Origin of the sequence: Thermophagus xiamenensis, from assembly GCF_900112795.1 — a bacterium.
GTDB lineage: Bacteria > Bacteroidota > Bacteroidia > Bacteroidales > Marinilabiliaceae > Thermophagus > Thermophagus xiamenensis.
Map to the genome: position 1 here is coordinate 105552 of NZ_FONA01000009.1, position 19511 is coordinate 125062.

The window sequence follows — 19511 nt, forward strand, 5'->3', positions numbered from 1 at the left end:
AGTCATTGGTTATCATGATATTAAAACCTAATTAACAACAAAAAACTGAAATAATGAACAATATAAAACAGCAATTGAAAAGAAGTACGTCTTTTATGACCGTTGTACTGCTTTTATTGTTCGGTACTTTTTCCGGGACAATTCTTAATTCCTGCGATGACGATTCCGACGATGGAGCCGGAGAAGTGCCGGAAATAAAATATATCCGAATCACTGATCCTATGGCATCGGATTCTCTCGTGGTTCGGGCATTTTTGGGTAGTACCATTGCATTGGTGGGTGATAATCTCGGAGATGTGGTTGAGATTTGGTTTAATGACCAAAAGGCAGTTTTAAATGTGAATTATATCACGGATAAAGCCATTATTGTTACCATACCCAATGAGATCCCGGAAGAGGTAACCGATCAAATTAAGTTAATCACCCGCAGTGGTGTGGAATACACTTATGATTTCCAGGTACAGGTTCCACAACCTCTGCTCAATTCAATGACATGCGAATATGTACCCGACGGGGAAGTGGCTGTTATCAACGGCAATTATTTCCTTGGTGATGAGGAACGACCTCTTCAGGTCTTTTTCCCAGGTAATATTGAAGCGGAAATAGAGAGTTATACTGTTGACCAGATTCGCGTCATTGTTCCTGAAGGCGTATCGCCCGGCCCCATTACGGTAAAATCCATGTACGGATCAACGCGTTCATCCTTCTATTTCCGCGACGACAGAAACATTTTCCTCGATTTTGACACCAAGCTGGGTGCCGGCTGGCGATCAGGTGTTACGCAAGCATCCAGTCCCGATGGAGTCTCCGGTAACTATCTGGCCCTTACCGGAACACTTTCCGACTGGGCTTGGATTGAAGACAACCTTGCCATGAACCTATGGGGCGGTTGGAGTAGCAATCCCGACCAACAAAATCCTTTGTTCGATCTGGGACAAAACAGTCTTTCTGATATGGTTCTGAAATTCGAGGTTAATGTAGTAAATCCCTGGGCAGTTGGTTATTTGCAATGTATCTTTACACCCTATGACATCCCCGGTCCTGATGGAGGAAATGCCTATTATAGTGATACCAGTTTGGGACGTGCCCTCTGGAGACCATGGTTCGAAATCGGGGATAGTTATCAGACTGAAGGCTGGATTACTGTTTCTATTCCCTTAACGGAGTTCAGATTTTCTCATGACGCTTCTGTCAATAATCTCTCATTGACCTATCCTGATGATTTCGGTGGTTTTACCTTTTTTGTCTGGGGACCAGCTTTGGATGCTGAGCTCGAACAGGATCTGTTTATTGCCATTGACAACGTTAGAGTAGTCCCAAAATAGTTGATAATCCGTTAATCTGTTAATTATGCAAACAAAACACAATATTTTTCAAAGGTACTCATGGTTGCCACTGATCCTTGTAATCGTTGGGGCTGTCATGTTCATGACATCCTGTGATGACGACGACGATCAAAACAGTGGCAATGTTGAACTGCTAAGCTATGGGCCAATGCCCGTGGCACGTGGTGCTGAACTTAGGTTTATCGGTATTAACCTGGACAAGGTGTCGGCCATTATTATTCCGAACAACATCGAAATTAACGCTTCGGAATTTACTTCACAGTCGGCGGAACTAATTACCCTTACAGTCCCGCAAACAGCCGAAGAAGGCCTGGTCGTATTGAAAACCCCTCCGGGCGACATTACCACCAAAACACCAATTGGCTATTCTGAGCCTATTTCTATCGAAACCTTTTCCCCCGAAACCATTCGACCAGGCGAAGTCCTTACAATTACAGGGGATTACCTGAACTTGGTCAACGAAGTCATTTTCACCGACAGAGTCGTTGCCGATACCTCGTCCTTTGAAGCACAAAGCCGAAAGGAACTAAAAGTAATAGTACCCGATGAAGCGCGGACAGGCATCATTGGCGTTTCCAACGGGGCCGAAGATCCCGTCATCGTCTATACCGAAACGGAGTTAAACGTGACTCTACCTGTTCTGAACGATTTTTCTCCAAACCCTGTAAAGGCAGGAAATAACCTGACCATTTCGGGTACCAACCTAGACCTTGTCGTTTCATTTAAATTGGGAAATATTAAAATCGATTCTGCCGAATTTGTCAGCCATAGCCCGGAGGAAATCGTTGTTACAATTCCTGACAACGCCATGGACGGAAATATTGTTTTATTGCCTGCATCACAAGTAGAAGTGGTTTCGGAAACAGAGCTTCAAATGATGCTCCCGACTATTTCATCCATCACGCCTACAACGCTCAAGAACGGTGAAATAATAACCGTCACCGGTGAAAACCTGGATCTTGTCTCTTCCGTCGTTTTTGAAGGCGGCTTTGAAGGAACCATTTTGGATGGTAGAACTGAGACAGAAATTTCGGTTACCACACCCGACGGGGCACTCTCAGGGGCTGTGGTGTTCAACACCCTGGCACAGAAATCCGTTACGGCCGATGAGCTTACATTCCTGGACCCTGTCCTCACCTCATTTAGTCCTTCTGAAATAAAACCCAACAATACACTTACCATTACCGGCGAAAACCTTGACTTGGTTGACAAAGTCATATTTAGCGGTGGTGTCGAAGGAGACATCATCAACCAAACCGAATCGGAAATAATGGTAACAGTGAAAGTGGGGGCCCAGACCGGTATTTTAACTCTGGTAGCCATTAACGGAGTTGAGGTACCATCTACCGGTGCGGTTACTATTCTATCTAACCTTCCCGATGTTACCGGGTATTTGGAAAATAAAGGTACGCCTGGTGAAATTCTTACCATTCTTGGCTCCAACCTAGATCTGATAAAAGAATTGGTATTCCCGGGCGAAATCAAGGCAACGGCTTACGGTGAAAAAACCGATACCCGTGTTGAAGTCTATGTCCCCGAGCAAGTACTTACCGGAAATGGTCAGATCCGGGTTATTACTTACGAAGGTGAAGAAGGTCTGTTACCGGTATTATTCTTTGGCGGTGTTGATCAGATTTTTAATCCCGATCTGGTATTTAACGATTTTGATGAAGAGGGACACAGTCTTGATTGGGATAACTGGAGTGGGGTGAGCACTCTTATGGACGATGAAAATGGCGTTTCCGGCAAATACCTGAAAGGCAACACTCAAATCGCCTCGGGAAGTTGGACATGGGTATGGGGTTGTAACCATAACGACGCCTTCCCGAAACCGGAAATCACTGCCGATAATTACCTCGTAAAAATTGATGTCAAAATTGAAGGAACCATTAGTGATGCCGCCAATAATTTCCAGTTGAAATTATCAGGAATGGATTCTAACTGGTTCAAACTTGGTCTTCAAAACGATGACACCACCTGGGGTACCGGAAACAGTTGGGTTACCGTCACCTATAGTCTAAGTGAGCTGGGCATTAGTGGAAATATTACCAACAGTGGTGACTGGGGATTCATTGTTCAGCCATTCGACAATTTGGATTTCACCAAAATCAGTCTGGATAATTTTAGGTTTGAACCTGCTCCATAGCTTTGTGTTTCTTCAAAAATAGCAGGGGCCTTTCACGAGCCCCTGTTATTTCCTAAATATTGTCCTACAATCTTTTAGAATATGTTAAAAATAGGTTGGATTCTTTGTTTACTTTTCTTTTTATCCGTAGGTTGTTCCCATGACGCCGGAGAAAAACCAATTCCTCCTGTTTTGGAAAGTACTAATCCTGTTGACGGAGCTGAGGAGGTCCCTATAAATGCTGAGGTATCTGTCACATTTGATGAAGTGGTTCATATAAATGAAAAGGTAGCCATCACAGTGAACGGGATTCCCGTATCGGCCAATGCTTCTTTCCGGAAAGTAATATTAAACACGGAACTGGAATATGGTACTCATTATACGGTTATCGTTCCGCCAGGAGCTGTAATAAACACTTTGGATGTACCCTCAAAAAACGAAATAAGATTCTCTTTTACTACTCAAGCACCGGTTATTATTAAAGAAAAGCTTGCTGTTTCCAATCCCTCTCCCGAAGCTCAAAACGTTTATAATTTCCTCAAGGAAATTTATGGTACATCCATTATTTCGGCCACCATGGCCAATGTAAACTGGAACATTAATGAGGCGGAATGGGTACGGTTACACACAGGGAAATATCCCGCCATGGCCAACTTTGATTATATCCATTTACCCTATTCACCTTCCAATTGGATTGATTACTCCAACACCCAGATAGTGGAAGAGTGGTGGCAAAACAAGGGGCTGGTAGGCGCCTGCTGGCACTGGTTAGTTCCGGTATCCCAAGGAGCTACGGAATACACCTACCGCCCCTCCGAAACATCTTTCCGCGCAGCCAATGCCACTGTTGAAGGAACATGGGAAAACGAGGTGCTAAATGCCGACCTGAATAAAGTTGCCGGTTACCTAAAACTACTTTCTGACAAGAATATTCCTGTTATCTGGCGCCCTCTTCATGAAGCGGCTGGGAACATTTATGAGTATAATGACGGTACTGCCTGGTTTTGGTGGGGATATGACGGCGCTGAGGCATTTAAAAAATTATGGATCTATATGTTTAATTACTTTGAAGCACAGGGTTTGAACAACCTCATCTGGGTATGGACAACACAAACCAACGATGAAGATTTCTATCCCGGTGATGACTATGTGGATATCATTGGCAGGGATATTTATGATGTATCGGATGTCTCGGTTATCTCCGCACAATTTGAAACCATCCAGACGGATTATCCCGACAAAATCATCACGTTAAGTGAAATGGGCGGTGTTCCGCACATCTCTGACCAGTGGGCATCACTGGCCAAATGGTCTTGGTTCATGCCCTGGTACGATTATGAACGAACCAATAATCCCAATAGTGCAAATTTTAACGGGACTGACCATGAATTCGCCGACATCGCATGGTGGCAAAATGCGTTCAATGATGATGCGGTAATTTCCAGAGATGAAATGCCTGACTTAAAACAACATTAAAGGGATAACATAACATTGGCGATACTTCATGGCCCGTAACATATACTTTTAGATTCGGTAATGAAACATATGAAAATTTTATATCTCATTGCCTGTAAAAACAGGAAATTCTCATGGAACGAGCATGACTCCAAAAGGTTAATACAACAAGTACATTTGCTAATTAAATGCAGAAGCTGAAGTGCACAAGCAGAATGAAGAAGGTGAATTTTTCAATTCTATGACTTTGTAGGATAGTAGTTTTCTCATTCAACTGAGATTATGCCAGGCTTTTAGTCCTAGACACGAGCTCAGTCGATTGAAATTGAAGGGTGAATGTTAGACATAACAAGCTTTAGCCAACCACATAAGTTCATTTTATGCAAATAAAAAAGGAAAACACAACAAATACTATAATCAAATGAAAAAATCGTACTTGGAACAATATTAAAAATTCCTGTATTTAGCGTATGGTAAGTTCTTAGTTTTCTTTTTTTCTAAATATTTCTGCAATATGAATTCAAAAACAAGTTGCCTTGGAATCTTTATTTTTCTTTTCGGAATCCTAATTCAAGCTCAAAAATTTGAAAAGTTGGCACTTACCCCACCAATGGGATGGAATAGCTGGAACAAATTTGGCTGCGAGGTGAATGAAGAATTGATTCGCAGTATTGCGGATGCCATGGTGGAAAGCGGTATGAAAGACGCCGGCTATGAATATATTGTGATAGACGACTGTTGGCAGGGTGGCCGTGACAGCCTCGGATTTATCTATCCCGATTCTGCCAAATTCCCTAACGGGATGAAAGCTCTTGCTGATTATGTTCATAGTAAAGGACTGAAATTGGGCATCTACTCCGATGCCGGAACAAAAACATGCGCCGGATATCCGGGAAGCCGTGGATATGAGTACCAGGATGCGCTTCAGTATGCCCTATGGGGCATTGATTACTTAAAATATGACTGGTGTAACACGGAAAACATCAATCCCATCGGTGCTTATTCTACCATGAGAGACGCTCTCTACAAGGCAGGTCGTCCCATTCTTTTCAGCATGTGTGAATGGGGCACCAGCAAACCCTGGGAATGGGCCAAAGACATCGCCCACATGTGGCGAACAACGGGTGATATCTTTATTTGTTGGGATTGTAAACATGACCACGGCGGATGGTACTCCTGGGGAGTGATGAAAATTCTGGACATGCAGGAGGGACTACGTCAATACGCCGGACCAGGACATTGGAACGACCCAGATATGCTGGAAGTAGGCAACGGATTGTCGGTTAATGAAGATCGGGCACATTTTTCTATGTGGGCAATGTTGGCGGCACCGCTGATTGCCGGAAATGACCTGAGAAACATGTCGAAAGAGACCGTCGAAATTCTGACCAATCAGGAAGTTATTGCGGTTAACCAGGATTCTCTTGGGATACAGGGGTTCAAATACAATAGCATTGACAGCCTCGAAACCTGGTTCAAACCATTAAGCAACGGTGAGTGGGCTGTTTGTTTCCTAAACAGAAGGGATCAACCTGCTGTGATAAAATTTGACTGGAAAATAGAAAATGTAGTGGATGAAATCTTTGGTTTCGAAACAGCATTTAATGAAACAATCTATAACATACGCAATTTATGGGATAAAAAAAATATCGGTAACACCAAAAGAGTTTTCAAGGCTACAGTCCCATCGCACGATGTTATTATGCTACGACTCACTCCGCTGAAATAAAAGTTTATACCTTTAATTAAACAAGCCAGAAAAGCCAAATACCCACCTCATTTTTCCAAGCGCTTTCCTTACGAGATGACTTTAATAATTACATTCCAATGACAAGGTTTTCTAGGAATTATAAACAAATAAATTCGATGAAACGAGCATGACCAAGAAAATTTATCACAACAAGAACATATATAAACTGTAGGTCATGCGAGTTCCATCCAACCAATAACTTAGATAAATTTTATACGGATGAAACGAGCATGGCGGCTTTAGTCACAAAAGAGCATGTATAAATTTTATTAAGCCATGCGAGTTCCATTAGACCAAAGAATTAATTAAATTATATACTAATGAAAAAAATTATCATTACACTATTGACCGTCAACTTAATGATCGCATGTGGTGCCGGTAAATCCTCAGATACCGAAAATAACTCTGCGAAAATCTTATTTAAACAATTGAAAGCAATTAAAAACAATGGGATCCTTTTCGGGCACCAGGATGATCTGGCTTACGGCATTGGCTGGAAATATGAAGAAGGCCGGTCCGACACCTATGAAACGGCAGGTGACTATCCCGCTCTTTTGGGATGGGAGCTGGGAGGTATTGAACTTGGAAGAACAGTTAACCTGGACAGTGTTCCTTTCGAGACAATGCGTCGTTTGGCCCTGAAGGGATATCAACAGGGTGCCGTCATAACCTTTAGCTGGCATCCCTACAGCCCGCTCGACCCAACAAAAAATGCCTGGACAACCGATACCGAGGTTGTCAAACACATCCTTCCCGGAGGAACGCATCATGATGTTTTTAAAAAATACCTGGACCGGGTAGCCCTATTCATGGCTTCCCTAAAAACCGAAAAAGGCGACCAGATTCCTTTCATTTTCCGTCCCTGGCACGAAATGGATGGCGACTGGTTCTGGTGGGGAAGTTCATTGTGCTCACCGAAAGAATTTAAACAACTTTTCAGATTTACCATCGAATATTTGCGCAACCAAAAAGAAATCAATTTCCTTTCGGCATACTCACCCGATAACCGGTTCAATACCGAAGACGAATACCTGACCTGGTATCCCGGTAACGATGTGGTAGATATCATTGGTGTGGACAATTACGGTGATTTTCGTCCCGGCACCGAAAACATTGAAGCCGCACGTCACAAACTTGAAATTGTGGTCAACTATGCAGAAAAAACCGGTAAGGTGGCTGCCTTCACCGAAACCGGACTGGATAAAATGACAGACTACAAGTGGTTTACTCAAAAACTTGGAAAGTCAATTTTTAGTGGGAAAACAGCCGATAAAATTGCCTATGTCATGCTTTGGCGAAATGCCGACACCACCCACTTCTTCAGCACTTATCCCCACCACCCTTCTGCATCTGACTTCAAAACTTTTGTTAGTAATGAAAAAGTATGGCTGCTAAAGGACTGGAACCAATTTAAACAAAATAACAACCTTAATTAAGCCCATAAAACCTGGCAAAAAACTAAAGCTTTTGACCCCCAGGCATTTCAGCAAGAATCACAGAAAAAAAATTGGGCACTCAGGATGTAATAAATCAAATTCCAACATCTTTCACCTTATAATCTATCCTTCTAAAAATAATTGTATGGCTGTGGAGAATAAACTGTTTAATGAACGATATAAGATCATTTCGCAGGAACATGAAAAACTTCTCGCCCGACCCAATGAACCCTTGTTTAGTATCAATGGTATTTACAACCGATATAAATATCCGGTACTGACCCGAGATCATATTCCCCTTCACTGGCGGTTTGATATGAACCCCGACACCAATCCTTTTTTTATGGAACGTATCGGATTCAATGCCACCTTCAATGCCGGGGCTATCAAATGGAAAGATAAATATTTGCTGGCGGTAAGAGTAGAAGGTAACGACCGGAAATCGTTTTTCGCTATAGCTGAAAGTCCCAACGGCATCGATCATTTCCGCTTTTGGGAGAGGCCGGTCACCTTACCTCAAAATGAAAATCCGGACATCAATGTTTACGACATGCGTCTTACAAAGCACGACGATGGATTTATTTACGGCGTCTTTTGCACCGAAAGGAAAGACCCCAACGCACCTGAAGGCGACACGAGCAGTGCCGTGGCATCGGCAGGCATTGCCCGCACCCGTGATTTCATTACCTGGGAACGGCTGCCAGACCTCATCTCCACCAGTGGTCAGCAGCGCAACGTAGTATTGTTTCCTCACAAAATCGATGGCAAATACGCTTTCTTTACACGCCCGCAGGATGGATTTATTGATACCGGGAAAGGTGGTGGTATTGGCTTCGGGCTGGCCGACAATATTGAACATGCCGTGATTAAAAACGAAATCATTGTCGATCCCAAAAGATATCATACCATATATGAACTTAAAAACGGTTTGGGACCGGCACCAATCAAAACCAGCAAAGGATGGCTCCATCTGGCGCATGGAGTAAGATATACCGCCGCAGGGTTGCGATATACCCTCTATCTTTTTATGACCGATCTGGAAAAGCCATGGATCGTCACGCACAAACCAGCCGGACATTTTATGAGTCCCCTTAAAGAGGAACGCATAGGCGACGTTTCTAACGTTCTTTTTTCCAACGGTTGGATTGCCGATGACGATGGAACGGTTTTCATCTATTATGCTTCGTCCGATACCAGATTACACGTAGCAACTTCTACCATCGATCAATTGGTTGATTATTGCATCCACACTCCTCCGGACAAATTTTGCAGCGCTGGTTCAGTTGCAACAATAAACCAATTGATAAACAAAAACACACATTTCTTCAAAACCCAAAACAAGCAAACATGATGGTAGAAAAAGAGCAATTGATCAACGAATTTGACAAGGAATTAAAAAATATTCTTCATTTCTGGCAAACCCGCACCATTGACCATCAGTATGGCGGCTTTGCAGGCCAGATCGATGCCAAAGGAAAAATGGTGGCCAAGGCAGACAAAAGCCTGGTACTGAATACCCGTATTTTATGGACTTTCTCTGCTGCTTATAATTTCCTCGGAAATAGACATTACCTCGACCTGGCTCATCGCGCCTTCGATTACCTCATTCACCATTTCCTGGACAAGAAGCATGGAGGCCTTTTCTGGGCTGTCGATTACAAAGGCAATGTAATTAACCCCCGGAAACAGATTTATGGTCAAGGGTTTGGTATCTATGCTTTTTCTGAATATTATAAAGCTTCGGGTAAACATGAAAGTCTGGATATGGCCATCCAATTGTTTCATTTAATTGAGAAACACAGTTTTGACCCACAATACGGGGGATACCTGGAAGCCCTCTCTCGAGAATGGAAAACATTGAAGGACATGAGGTTGAGCGACAAAGACGCCAACTTACCCAAAAGTATGAATACCCATCTCCATCTCCTGGAACCTTATTCAAATCTTTTGGGAATATGGCCGGACAATAATTTAAAAAATAAGTTGACAGCTCTGCTACGCATATTCCTTGAAAAGATATTGGACAAACAGTCGTACCATTTCAATCTCTTTTTCAGCAACGACTGGACAGTACAGTCAGGCATTGTTTCTTTCGGACACGACATCGAAGGCGCATGGCTGATTAATGAAGCAGCAATTTTGACAGGGAACAAGGCACTGATAAACGAAGCTAAAAAGGAAACATTGAAGATGGTGAATGCTGTAATTAAAGATGGTATGGCACCCGATTATTCCCTCTATTATGAACATGACTTTAAAAAGAACCAATGGCTCAAAGAACGTCATTGGTGGGTGCAGGCCGAAGCCCTTGTAGGACTGTTGGATGCTTTTGAACACTCAGGTATTGCAGACTATTTTGACCTATTTCTGAAAGTATGGGAATATATCAAACGATATGTAATTGATTACAAACATGGTGAATGGCATGAGTTAATCAACGATAATGGCAACCCCCTACCCTCGGAATTAAAAGCAGGTTTTTGGAAATGCCCCTATCATAACACCAGAGCACTATTAGAGAGCATGAAACGGATAAGAAATATTGATGCGTCGTATCCAATAGTCGCCAATCAAAGCAAATAATATTTAAAATTTTTGGAAGATATGAGCCCTTCTGCCATCAAATTAAAAGAGAAAATAGGTTACGGTTTTGGTGATGCTGCATCATCCATGTACTGGAAGATCTTCACTTTTTATCTGGCCATCTTCTACACAGATGTTTTCGGAATCCCTGCAGCCGCAGTAGGAACCATGTTTCTGGTCACCCGAATCTGGGACACGGCCAACGATCCCATCATGGGAATTATCGGGGACCGCACCAATACACGATGGGGAAAGTTTCGCCCCTGGCTGTTATGGGTGGCCGGTCCTTTTGCCATCATAGGTGTGCTCTTATTTTCGGCCCCTGATATGAGCGTTAACGGGAAAATTGCCTATGCATATATTACTTATACGCTAATGATGATGGCTTATACCGCCATCAATGTACCCTATGCAAGTTTGCTGGGAGTAATGACTGCCGATCCCGACCAGCGGACAACCTTTGCTTCCTACCGGATGGTCTTCGCTTTCGCCGGCAGTCTCCTCGTTGTCGCTGTTTATCAACCTTTGGTCGACTTCTTCGACAATACCATCAACGTAGATACCGATGAAGCCTATCAACTTACCATGACCATTATCGGCATACTGGCTGTTATTTTCTTTCTGATGACCTTTTCCTGGACACGCGAACGCATTAAACCTCCCAAAGGGCAACAAAACAGCCTTAGGGAAGATCTTAGAAACCTTTTCGGAAACATCCCCTGGTTCATCGTTCTGGCGGCAGGAGTCATGACACTCATATTTAACTCGGTACGCGATGGTGTGGCCATGTACTATTTTAAGTATTATGTTATTGATGAGACAGCTCTCTCCATCTCTTCTGCAACCTTTACCTACAGTACCTTATACTTTTTTCTGGGGCAGGCGACCAATATGATAGGCGTAATGATGGCGAAACCGGTTTCGGCAACCATCGGTAAAAAAAGAACTTTTATCTATGCAATGTTTCTGGCAGCGTTATTAAGCTCTTTGTTTTACTTCTGTAATCGCGAAAACTATTTATTCATCTATCTTCTTCAGGCTTTAATCAGCTTTTGCGCCGGCATCATCTTCCCGTTAATGTGGTCGATGTATGCTGATGCGGCCGATTATTCCCAGTACAAAACCGGACGTCGGGCAACCGGCTTGATATTTTCAGCATCCAGCATGTCACAAAAACTGGGTTGGACATTGGGTGGTGCCGTCACCATGTGGCTCCTGGCATTCTTTGGCTTCGAAGCCAATGTAGATCAGACACCCGAAACCATTAATGGCATCAAATATATGATTAGTTTTATTCCGGGTATTGCTGCCCTCATCTCAGGTGCTACAATGATCTTTTATCAGTTAAGCGATCAAAAAATGAAGAAGATTATGACCGAATTGGAAAAAATACGCAAAGAAGAGAATCTATGATTTAAGAAAATTATTACGCTTAAAGAGGAAATATCTGTTAACGGGGGCACTGCCCCCTTTTTTACTTTACGCTGTTATCGACCATCTTAAACCAAGAGATGTGACACCGCTCTCCCGGATGAAAGCATCCCTTGCCTGACGTCCCATTGGACGAGCCATCTTAATCCCCTTCAACTATCCAATTCTTTCCAGATCATATCCTTTAGCTCTGCGATACCTTTTTGCGTAACTGATGAGATAAAAACCCTGGGGATATCCGGCAAGTCTTGTTCTATTTCGGCTTGAAGCTCATCATCAATTAAATCAGCTTTGGTAATGGCGAGCAATCGCTTTTTATCCAGCAGTTCAGGGTTATATTGACGCAGTTCATTAAGCAACACCTTATACTCTTTGTGGATATCATCACTGTCGGCAGGAACCATAAACAAAAGAATAGAGTTTCGCTCGATGTGTCGGAGAAACCGCAATCCCAAGCCTTTACCCTGGTGTGCACCTTCAATAATACCGGGGATATCCGCCATCACAAATGAACGAAAATCCCTATACTTCACGATGCCAAGGTTGGGCACAAGCGTGGTAAAAGGATAGTTGGCTATTTCGGGTTTAGCAGCACTCACCACCGACAAAAGGGTTGATTTACCGGCATTGGGGAAGCCTACCAAACCCACATCTGCCAACACTTTTAACTCCAGAATAACGGTCATCTCTTTTCCCGGTTCTCCCGGTTGTGCATAACGCGGCGTTTGGTTCGTTGCACTTTTAAAATGAACATTTCCTAACCCCCCTTTACCGCCATGCACCAAAATGCGCTCCTCTTTGTCGTGGGTTATTTCAAACAACACTTCACCTGTTTCTCCATCTTTGGCAACGGTACCCGGCGGAACATCGATATAAACATCTCTACCATTGGCCCCGGTAGAGGTTTGTTTACCACCGGGTTCTCCATTTCCGGCAAAGACATGCCGTTGATATTTCAGGTGAAGTAATGTCCAGGTATTTCGGTTGCCGCGCAGGATAATATGCCCTCCGCGACCACCATCACCTCCATCGGGACCTCCCTTGGCTACAAACTTTTCGCGCCGCAAATGACGTGACCCTGCCCCTCCTTTCCCGGAACGACAGAAAATCTTTACATAGTCAACAAAATTCGATCCCGACATGTTAATTTAATTAGTTTAAATCACTTGACACTATCAATCGCATTACTAATGCGTTCAAAAATTTCATCGATACTTCCCTCGCCGGGAATGGCATGATAACTTCCTTCCGCTTTATAGAACTCAATTACCGGGGATGTTTGTTCTTCATAGACATGAATACGTTTTTCAATAGTTTCCAGATTATCATCCGACCGGCCCGAAACCTCGCCACGTTTAAGCAAACGCTGAATAAGTTCCTCACGCCCCACTTCCAAATTAAGCATAACATTCACATCTTCCCCTCTCTTTTGAAGCATCTTTTTCAATGCACCGGCCTGATCAACTGTTCGTGGAAAACCATCGAAAATCACTCCCTGTTCATTATTCAACGTTTCCAACTTTTTTTCAAGCATATCGATTATGGTTGCATCCGGAACAAGTTCTCCCTGATCGATATATGACTTGGCTTGTTTTCCGAGTTCGGTTTCTTCTTTTATCTCCTGACGTAAAATATCGCCCGTAGAGATATGTGCCAAACCATATTTGGCAATAATCTTTTCACTTTGTGTTCCTTTCCCTGAACCCGGAGGGCCAAAAATTACAATATTTAACATAGTAGCGTAATATTTTTTATTTTACAACAGTATAAATATCAGGTAAGTTACGACCATAACCATCATAGTCGAGACCGTATCCAACGATAAAATCATTTGGGATTTCGAGACCAACATAATCGAGTTTAATATCTCTTGTGCAGGCTTCGGGTTTAAAAAGCAGAGTGGCAACCTTTACATCAGCAGGATTCTGCGTCTTTAATTGTCTCACCAAATTATCAATGGTTACGCCAGTATCCACAATATCCTCAAGCAGGACAACGGTACGGCCCTCAACATTTTCGTTTAACCCAATTAATTGCTTCACTTCACCTGTACTCTCCATTCCATGATAGGATGAAAGCTTAACAAAACTTATTTCACATGGAAATTCAATAAGCTTCATCAAATCGGCAGAAAACATAAAAGAACCGTTAAGGATACATACCATTAGTGGATTCTTGTCATGAAGATCACGATTGATTTTCATGGCCATATCCCAAATAGCCCTTTTTATGTCACTGGCAGGAATTGAAAGGACAAACTCTTTATCTAACAATTGGATACGTTTCATTAGTTGTTTTTTAAATTCAAAATAATATCAGCTTTACAATTTTCACTACTTTCAATGGGCCGGGATCTGCTTTCCACATTAACCATTAACCATATCACCCGATGAAACGAGCATGGCGACTTTTGCCACAAAAGGACATGTATAAATTTAATTATGCCATGCGAGTTCCATCCAACCAATAACTTAAAAAATTTTATACGGATGAAACGAGCATGGCGGCTGTTGCCACAAAAGGACATGTATAAATTTTATTAAGCCATGCGAGTTCCATTCGGCCAATGAGTTAAATAAATTATATACGAATGAAATTCTAACTTACCTCATTCAAATTTAACAAACATTTTATTAGGCCTGCACTATCACCGGAATGTCCCTTCAAATCTTCCCGCCGAAATCTTTTGACAGCGTAAAACAGTTTCTTTAAAGGAGGCAAAAGTATAAAAATTTGAACAGATAGGGATAATTAATGGTTAATGTTCGTAGTTTTGCAAAAAAACAATTAACATCGCAAATATCAAACTATTACTATAAATCAGTACATCGCTATACAATCAGTGACAAGAACCTTTTACACAAATTACATAATATTAAACCAAAAACAAACACATCGATGAATCCATTAGTGAGCATTATTATGGGGAGTACTTCCGATTTGGCGGTAATGGAAAAAGCTGCCAAAGTTCTTAACGATTTTCAAATTCCTTTTGAAATTAATGCCCTTTCGGCCCATAGAACGCCCGACCAGGTCATGCAATTTGCTCGTGAAGCTTATGGCAGAGGAATACGCGTCATCATTGCCGGCGCAGGAGGTGCCGCTCATTTGCCCGGAGTCATTGCAGCACTGACACCAATTCCTGTCATTGGTGTGCCCATAAAAGCCTCTATCTCTATCGACGGGTGGGACTCTATACTTTCAATCTTACAAATGCCTCCCGGCATACCCGTAGCTACGGTTGGTTTAGACGGAGCGCAAAATGCCGGTATTCTGGCGGCCCAGATTTTGGGAACAGGGGATAAAAATATTTATCAGAAGGTAGAAACATATAAGGCCTCTCTCTCTCAAAAAATAGAAAAAGCAAATCAGGAACTGGCAACCATTAAGTTTGATTACAAAACCAATTAATCATTCCCTGTTTTGGAAAGTAAATTTTACCAAATTCGCAAAGATTACGGCAGACTAACACTGGACAGAGAGCACCTTCATCCATGGCCTCTTGAACAACTAAAAAACTGGTTACAAGAGGCCATATCATCCGAACAAACCGAACCCACAGCCATGTCTCTGGCCAGTGTGGATGTCACAGGACAGCCTTCACAGCGCATTGTTTTGATGAAAGGAGTTACAGATAAAGGCATTTGTTTTTACACCAATTATCAAAGCCGTAAAGGTGCCCACTTTTTGTTTCACCCCAAAGCTTCGGCTCTCTTTTTCTGGCCAAAAATGGAAAGACAGGTTAGAATTGAAGGTGTGGTACAAAAACTTTCTGAACAGCAGTCGGACGAATATTTTAGCTCGCGACCCAGAGACAGTCAAATAGGCGCCTGGGCTTCACCACAAAGTGAATTTATCACAAACAGGAAGGCGCTCGAAGATAGGTTTGAGACCTTTAAAGCCAAATTCGAAGGACAACCGGTTCCCCGACCACCGCACTGGGGTGGATATATTCTTATTCCGCACCGATTTGAATTCTGGCAAGGGGGACCAAACAGATTGCACGACCGATTTGAATATTACCTAACTCCCAATGGATGGGTTATTCGACGATTGGCACCATAATGAGGTTGGTTTACAAAATGAACCAATGTAATTAGTTCATAACAGAGCCAACGCTCATTCTCCTTATCCCATTAGGCTATGTTCATGTCAAGACCTAAAAGCCTGACATGAGCATAGCCCAATGAAACGAGCATGGCAACTTTTGTCACACTCACTTCATTTTACCATATCACGAGGTTAGAGAGTGAAAGACTTCCTCCAGAGATTGATGTTCTACGGTTAAGGTGAGTATAATCAGGTCATTGTCTACTGCCAGCTTAAAAAGAGCAGGACGGATATCCTCATCGGCCTTGGCTGTAACCAACCAACCATTGTCTTTGGGCATAACCTCTACCACCCCGGAAATGGCATTCAACTTTTCGGGCGCAATTTTTCTATCATATTCAACAAATACTTTTTGCTGATTCTGTTTAAGACGATGTTCTAAATTGTCCGATTTCTCATTAGCAACCAAAGTACCCCGATTGATAATAATCACCCTTTCGCATATAGCTTGCACCTCTTGCATGATGTGCGTAGAAAGCAAAACGGTTTTCTCCTTCCCCAATTGACGAATAAGGTTCCGAACCTCTACAATCTGATTAGGGTCAAGCCCAGTAGTTGGCTCATCTAAAATCAACACTTCCGGGTCAGGGAGTAAAGCCTGCGCTAATCCTACACGTTGCCGATACCCTTTTGAAAGAGAACCTATTTTTTTGTGGCGTTCAGCAGTAAGACCCGTCATTGCAATAATCTCTTCAACCCGTTCTTTCTTATTGCCAAGCTTATAAATATCCGCCACAAACATCAGGTATTCGGCAACATACATATCAACATACAGCGGGTTATGCTCCGGCAAATAACCGATTTTTCTTCGTACTTCCTGATTGTTTTTCCCCACTTCAAGCCCGCAGACCATTACCGTACCCGACGTTGCCGGCAAATAACCCGTAATAATTTTCATCATCGTAGATTTTCCTGCACCGTTAGGTCCCAAAAAACCAACTATCTGCCCGCTTGGAACTTCAAAACTAACATTATCTAGTGCCTTTTGACTTCCATAATTTTTTGTTACTCCTTTTACTTGTATCGACATTTCACTTATTTTTCAACTTACACAAAACCAAATTTATTTCCTTTATCAACTATCTAAATAAAACGAGCATGACCAAATAGGTGTGTCACAACAAGAACATGTATAAACTTTAGGTCATGCGAGTTCCATCCGGCCAATAACTTAGATTAATTTTATACGAAAGAATTTATATCCCGACAAAGTTATTAATTTTGTCAACCTATAAATAACACTTCTTTGATGCAAAATCAAAAATATCACTTTTGCCAATCATATTTTCAATATTGCCGCAATAAGACGGCACCTGTAAAGGTGGGCAACGTTACAATTGGTGGCGATTCGCCCATAAGAGTTCAATCCATGACCACCACCAACACGCTTGACACCGCCGCTACTGTTGAACAGTCGCTTAAAATTGCACGTGCCGGCGGCGAATTGGTGCGCATTACCACACAAGGCCGTCGTGAAGCACTCAACCTGAAAAGCATCAAAGAGTCTCTCACTCGGTTGGGATGTGAAGTCCCTCTCGTGGCTGATGTCCATTTCAACCCTTCGGCGGCTGATATCGCCGCACAACTGATAGAAAAGGTACGCATAAATCCGGGCAATTTCACTGGCGGTGCCAAAAAGTTCAGACACATCGAAGCAGGAAGTGAAGAAGACCGGGAAGGATTAGAACAAATCCGACAAAAGTTAATTCCATTCCTCCGTCAATGTAAAAAACACTTCACGGCCATACGTATTGGTGTTAATCACGGCAGCCTTTCTGACCGTATTATGTCTAAATATGGTGATACTCCCGAAGGAATGGTCGAATCATGTATGGAATACCTCCGTATATGTCGCGAAGAGAATTTTAATGACGTGGTTTTGAGTATAAAATCCAGCAACACCCGGGTAATGGTACATACCGTTCGCCTGCTGGTTCACCGAATGGGGGAAGAAAACATGTCATACCCGATACATTTGGGTGTAACAGAAGCAGGCAGTGGTGAAGATGGTCGCCTTAAATCGGCTGTTGGAATTGGGGCACTGCTCATCGATGGCATAGGCGACACCCTTCGTGTTTCTCTTACCGAACCTCCCGAAAATGAAATTCCCGTCGCTAAATCATTGGTTCATTATATCAGTAAAAAAGCCAATCATCCGCCTGTTGCTGAAACAAACCCGCAACATTATTCTCCTTGTTCATATGTAAAACGTCAAACCCACCAGGTAGAAACTATTGGCGGCGAAAATGTGGTGGCCGTTGCGGCAGATATCAGAAATGTACCACCAGAACTTCTTCAATTTCACACATTACCTGAAGTTATTATTTGCCATTCCAATCAAATAAACCACCTGCCAGAAAATTTGCATAACACCCGCCTTGTGGTTGAACACCAATCTAATAAATTTGGCCACAAACCCGGCACCATTCCCCTATTCAAAATCGATGAAGAATGGCACCATTTTGATGGACCGGTATTTGTTGAGCTAACTTACCCTGACCTAAACAGCCATAATGCAAACCGGCTCCGTAGCAAAAAGGACACTGTTCTGCTATTAAAATCCAATAACATTAATTCTACGGCCGAACAAAGAGCTTTTTTCATGACCATGCAAAACCTGGGACTTTCTCACCCGGTTATCATTCATGGTTATTACGAAGATAAAAACCTTAAAGATTTCCAGTTAAAAGCCGCAGCAGATAAAGGTCTACTCTTCCTCGACGGTTATGGCGATGGATTGTGTTTGTCAACACCCAATATTACTACATCTCAGGCAATTCAAACATCATTTGGAATACTTCAGGCATCAAGGGTTCGGTTCACTAAAACAGAATTCATATCCTGCCCCGGCTGCGGACGAACACTGTTCGACTTGCAGAAAACCGCTGAAAAGATTCAGAAAAAGACCAGCCACCTCAAAGGATTAAAAATTGCAATTATGGGATGTATCGTTAACGGGATAGGCGAAATGGCCGATGCCGACTACGGATATGTGGGTGCCGGACCCGGACGAATATCTCTTTTCCGTAATCGGGAATTAATAAAAAAGAGTATTCCTGAAGAGCAAGCCGTAAATGAGTTGATTAAATTAATTAAATCGTATGGTGACTGGGTCGACCCCATTGAATAAAAACATCTGTTTATCAAAAAAATTAAGACGAACATGTAAAAGTTGGGCCGGTGGCATCTATCCTTTTTGTAGGTAGTGGTTATTATGGTTAACTTGCACTAATCAAAGAGTTAATCAGTTAACCCAAAATAATCTTTTCCAGTTC

At 42.6% G+C, this 19511-nt stretch carries 15 protein-coding genes; 11 read left to right on the forward strand and 4 right to left on the reverse strand.

Translation table 11 applies throughout. From position 1 onward, the window contains the following. The first annotated feature begins 53 nt into the window (after positions 1–53). The 8 genes from BM130_RS07095 to BM130_RS07130 all read left to right on the forward strand — a co-directional run bounded on the left by BM130_RS07095 (position 54) and on the right by BM130_RS07130 (position 12108). On the forward strand, positions 54–1325 hold the full coding sequence (locus BM130_RS07095; RefSeq protein ID WP_010526332.1) for a glycan-binding surface protein: 1272 nt from the start codon (positions 54–56) through the stop codon (positions 1323–1325). 25 nt (positions 1326–1350) lie between these two features. After that, positions 1351–3492: a glycan-binding surface protein gene (locus BM130_RS07100; protein WP_010526331.1), complete on the forward strand. Its 2142-nt coding sequence runs from the start codon at positions 1351–1353 to the stop codon at positions 3490–3492. Between the two features lie 81 nt (positions 3493–3573). After that, positions 3574–4947, forward strand: coding sequence for a glycosyl hydrolase (locus BM130_RS07105; RefSeq protein WP_010526330.1), 1374 nt, complete (start codon positions 3574–3576; stop codon positions 4945–4947). Between the two features lie 493 nt (positions 4948–5440). Continuing rightward, the gene (locus tag BM130_RS07110; RefSeq protein WP_010526329.1) at positions 5441–6655 is read left to right on the forward strand and encodes a glycoside hydrolase family 27 protein; all 1215 of its coding nucleotides are present in this window, start codon (positions 5441–5443) and stop codon (positions 6653–6655) included. Positions 6656–6996: 341 nt separating this feature from the next. Further along, entirely contained in the window at positions 6997–8112 is a 1116-nt protein-coding gene (locus tag BM130_RS07115) for a glycoside hydrolase family 26 protein (protein ID WP_010526328.1), read from the forward strand. 145 nt (positions 8113–8257) lie between these two features. Next, a complete protein-coding gene (locus tag BM130_RS07120; protein WP_010526327.1) occupies positions 8258–9463 on the forward strand; it encodes a glycoside hydrolase family 130 protein in 1206 nt (401 codons plus the stop codon). After that, positions 9460–10695, forward strand: a complete 1236-nt coding sequence (locus tag BM130_RS07125) for an AGE family epimerase/isomerase (RefSeq protein WP_010526326.1) — start codon at positions 9460–9462, stop codon at positions 10693–10695. The genes BM130_RS07120 and BM130_RS07125 overlap by 4 nt, the downstream gene beginning before the upstream one ends. Before the next feature lie 21 nt (positions 10696–10716). Then, positions 10717–12108 (forward strand): MFS transporter, encoded by a 1392-nt coding sequence (locus BM130_RS07130; RefSeq protein ID WP_010526325.1) that lies wholly within the window; start codon positions 10717–10719, stop codon positions 12106–12108. Between the two features lie 170 nt (positions 12109–12278). Here the strand turns inward: BM130_RS07130 and obgE are convergent, their stop codons facing one another. The 3 genes from obgE to hpt are packed head-to-tail and all read right to left on the reverse strand — an operon-like array spanning position 12279 to position 14414. Then, positions 12279–13268 (reverse strand): GTPase ObgE, encoded by a 990-nt coding sequence (gene obgE, locus BM130_RS07135; RefSeq protein ID WP_010526324.1) that lies wholly within the window; start codon positions 13266–13268, stop codon positions 12279–12281. A 20-nt stretch (positions 13269–13288) separates the two neighbouring features. Continuing rightward, positions 13289–13861, reverse strand: a complete 573-nt coding sequence (locus tag BM130_RS07140; RefSeq protein WP_010526323.1) for an adenylate kinase — start codon at positions 13859–13861, stop codon at positions 13289–13291. Between the two features lie 16 nt (positions 13862–13877). After that, the gene (gene hpt, locus BM130_RS07145) at positions 13878–14414 is read right to left on the reverse strand and encodes a hypoxanthine phosphoribosyltransferase (RefSeq protein WP_010526322.1); all 537 of its coding nucleotides are present in this window, start codon (positions 14412–14414) and stop codon (positions 13878–13880) included. A gap of 610 nt (positions 14415–15024) precedes the next feature. On the opposite strand from hpt, the gene purE reads away from it, so the two are divergent. Together purE and pdxH are read left to right on the forward strand one after the other, a co-directional pair. After that, complete coding sequence (gene purE / locus BM130_RS07155; protein ID WP_010526321.1) at positions 15025–15537, forward strand: 5-(carboxyamino)imidazole ribonucleotide mutase; 513 nt, start codon at positions 15025–15027, stop codon at positions 15535–15537. 12 nt (positions 15538–15549) lie between these two features. Then, the gene (gene pdxH, locus BM130_RS07160) at positions 15550–16191 is read left to right on the forward strand and encodes a pyridoxamine 5'-phosphate oxidase (RefSeq protein WP_010526320.1); all 642 of its coding nucleotides are present in this window, start codon (positions 15550–15552) and stop codon (positions 16189–16191) included. A gap of 169 nt (positions 16192–16360) precedes the next feature. Here pdxH and gldA read toward each other — a convergent pair whose 3' ends face one another. Beyond that, positions 16361–17266 (reverse strand): gliding motility-associated ABC transporter ATP-binding subunit GldA, encoded by a 906-nt coding sequence (gldA, locus tag BM130_RS07165; protein ID WP_010526319.1) that lies wholly within the window; start codon positions 17264–17266, stop codon positions 16361–16363. A 219-nt stretch (positions 17267–17485) separates the two neighbouring features. On the opposite strand from gldA, the gene ispG reads away from it, so the two are divergent. Beyond that, complete coding sequence (ispG, locus tag BM130_RS07170) at positions 17486–19366, forward strand: (E)-4-hydroxy-3-methylbut-2-enyl-diphosphate synthase (protein WP_010526318.1); 1881 nt, start codon at positions 17486–17488, stop codon at positions 19364–19366. Positions 19367–19511: the final 145 nt, after the last annotated feature.